The organism is Duganella phyllosphaerae (assembly GCF_001758785.1).
Lineage (GTDB): Bacteria > Pseudomonadota > Gammaproteobacteria > Burkholderiales > Burkholderiaceae_D > Rugamonas > Rugamonas phyllosphaerae.
Map to the genome: position 1 here is coordinate 1 of NZ_LROM01000145.1, position 3,186 is coordinate 3,186.

2 protein-coding genes are annotated in these 3,186 nt (G+C 57.7%); both read left to right on the forward strand.

Translation table 11 applies throughout. The features are described from left to right. Window positions 1–374 precede the first annotated feature (374 nt). A complete protein-coding gene (locus DUPY_RS24025; RefSeq protein WP_070251678.1) occupies window positions 375–1,736 on the forward strand; it encodes a sodium-dependent transporter in 1,362 nt (453 codons plus the stop codon). A gap of 61 nt (window positions 1,737–1,797) precedes the next feature. Further along, window positions 1,798–3,075: a GMC family oxidoreductase N-terminal domain-containing protein gene (locus DUPY_RS24030; RefSeq protein ID WP_070251679.1), complete on the forward strand. Its 1,278-nt coding sequence runs from the start codon at window positions 1,798–1,800 to the stop codon at window positions 3,073–3,075. The last annotated feature ends 111 nt before the right edge of the window (window positions 3,076–3,186 follow it).

A 3,186-nucleotide genomic window follows, 5' to 3' on the forward strand; every position in this document is an offset into this window, starting at 1 on the left:
ACAGGCCACTATTTTCATAGCGCCTATTTCATTACTTCTTGTGAACATTTGATATGTTAAGTATCACAGCAACTAGTGCTGTGTGCACTTTCATCAAACGTCCACACTTATCGACTGTTAATTTTTAAAGAACTTTGTTTGGTACTGCGGTCTTGCTAGCTGAAGAAGCGTTTTGTTCATCAGCGAAGAGGCAAGATTATGAAGCGTTTCGGATATTTCGTCAAGCACTTCTTTTTCTTCTCTACTCTCGCTTCACGCTGCATTTGCATGTGTTGTTCTGCGAGGGGGCGAACTATAGCAATACGCTTCCGAACCTGCAAGAGTTATTTTCGCGCTGCTACAATCGCTGCCTTTAACCGGTGCGGAAAGCAGCCATGACTAACAACTCTCTCAAACGTGGCGGCTTCAGCTCCAGCTTCGGCGTGCTGGCGGCCACACTCGGCTCGGCCGTCGGCTTGGGCAATATCTGGAAGTTCCCTTACCTCACAGGCGCCAACGGCGGCGCCGGCTTCCTGCTGATTTATTTGCTGGCCACCTTGCTGGTCGGCCTGCCGGTCATGATCGCGGAGATCACCATGGGCCGCGCCGCCAAGGCCAACCCGATCACGGCGCTGCAAAAGCTCAGCCCGAGCCGCTTGCCCTGGTGGCTGATTGGCGTATCGGGCATGCTGGCTGCCTTCCTGATCATGTCGTTCTATTCTGAAGTGGTGGCGTGGGTGTTCGCTTATGTATTCAAGGCGATCGGTGGCTCGATACTCAGCAGTGACCGCCAGGTGACCGAAGGCGCATTCACGGCGCTGATCAGCGATCCGCTGCAATCGCTGCTGTGGCAGTGGGTAGTGCTGGTATTTATCGGAGGCATCCTGTTGATGGGTGTGACCAAGGGCATCGAGGCGGTGGCCAAAAAATTGATGCCCTTGTTGTTCCTGTTATTGCTATTGCTGTGCGCTGTCAGCCTGTCGCTGGATAAGGCGCTTGATGGACTGGCTTTCCTGTTCCGCCCGGACTTCAGCAAGATCACGGCGGGAGTCATCCTTACGGCGATGGGCCTGGCTTTCTTCAAGCTGTCGCTGGGGATGGGCACCATGATGACTTATGGATCGTACTTTCGCGACGATCAAAATATCCCGCAAACCACTGTGCGGGTGATGATTGCCGACCTGTTTGTCTCCATGCTGGCCGGGATCGCCATCTTCCCGGCGGTGTTCACGTTCGGCTTCGCACCGTCGGCCGGCCCGTCGCTGGTGTTCATCACGATTCCAGCCGTGTTCTCGCAAATCCCCGGCGGCCATTTCTTGATGATCGTGTTCTTCGTGCTGGCGGCGGTCGCCGCTACCGGTGCGATGCTGTCCCTGATGGAAGTGCCGGTTGTAATTTTGCATGAACGCCTGGGACTGAGCCGCGCCAAGTCGACCTTGCTCACCATCGCAGTATTGATGGTGCTCGGCTCCACCTGTGCGCTGACCAATAATGTGCTGGCCGACTTCAAGCTGTTCGGCATGAATATGTTCGACCTGTTCGACTTTGTCTCATCCAACGTATTGCTGCCGATCGGCGGAATTTGCCTGGCGATCTACGTGGGATGGGTATGGGGCGCCGACAAATTCACGGGGGCACTATCCAACAATGGTGCGCTACCCAACCGGGCAACCGCGCGCGTGGTGCTGATACTGCTGCGCTACGTGTCACCCGTGCTGATTTTGCTGGTGATGCTCAAAGGCTTGAACCTGTTCTGAACCCGGTGCGGGCATGTGAAAAACACGTTATGGTGTGTGCCTGACGTGAACGGGTGTCCGCATGAGCAAGCAAGAAACAATCTACGACGCCATCGTGGTTGGCACCGGTCCCGGTGGCGCCAGCGTCGCGCGTGAACTGGCCCGTCGGCAATTGCGGGTCCTGATACTCGAGCGCGGCAGCAACGTGCCACTCCAAGGCACCTTGTCCCAGATGGCCGGCATGGCCGCAGTACCAGGCAAGGGCGCATACATCCATCGCGATGGCTCGCTGCTGGTGAGCGGCATGGTCGTCGGCGGCAGCAGCGCCATCAATTTTGCCACGGCCGCCCCGCCACCACTGTCCATGTTTGCCAATCACGGTATTGACCTGGCGCCGGCGCTGGCAATGCTGCGTGCCGAGCTGCCGATGGGACCTTTACCTGATGACCTGATTGGTCCCATGGCCAAGCGCATCGCCTCGGGCGCTTCCGCGCTTGGCCTCGACTGGCGCAAACTCCACAAATTGATACGACCACAGATCTGCCGCACCGGTTGCTGGCGGTGCGTTTATGGATGCCCGTTCGGAGCCAAGTGGACAGCACGCGATTTTGTGGATGAGGCTGTGGCGTCGGGCGCGACGTTGCTCGATCGAGCGTACGTAGAAAACGTGATGGTGGAAAACGGACGTGCATGCGGCGTGCGCTACCTGCGTGATGGCACACACCATGTGGTGCGCGCCGCCAAGGTGGTGCTGGCCGGCGGTGGTATTGGCAGTCCGCGCTTGTTGCACAGCTCGGGACTCCACGCGGCGCAAAGCGCGTTCTTCAGCGATCCGGTCGTGGCCGTGATGGGCCAGGTCGACGACCTGGAAGGCGGCGCCGAAGTCCCGATGGCAAGCGGCCTGTACCTGCAAGAGGAAGGAGTCGCCCTGGCTGACATGACGTTGCCCAGGCCGATGTTCCAGGCATTTGCCGCGCAGGTCGGGCGTGTCGACCGCATGCTGTCCCATGCGCGCACGCTGACCATCATGGTCAAAATACGCGATGATATCGGCGGCGCCATCGGTCCTCGCTGGGTAGACAAAACCTTGAGCGCGGCCGATCGGGCCAAACTGTCACGCGGTATTGGCATGGCGCGCGATATTTTACGCACCGCCGGCGCCAGGAAAATCTTCAAGAGCTGGCATTTTGCAGCACATCCAGGCGGCAGCCTTCCGATCGGCGTCATTGTAGACAGCGATTTGCAAACTACGGCCAGTAATTTATACGTATGCGATGCGTCGGTGATACCGGGATCGTGGGGATTGCCGCCGACGTTGACGCTGCTATGCCTGGGAAAACGTCTCGGAATGATGCTCTGAAATGCGAAAAACCCCCAACCGGATCACCGGAAGGGGGTTTTTCTATATAACTAGCCTGACGATAACCTACTTTCACACTGGTTGCAGCACTATCATCGGCGCAAAGTCGTT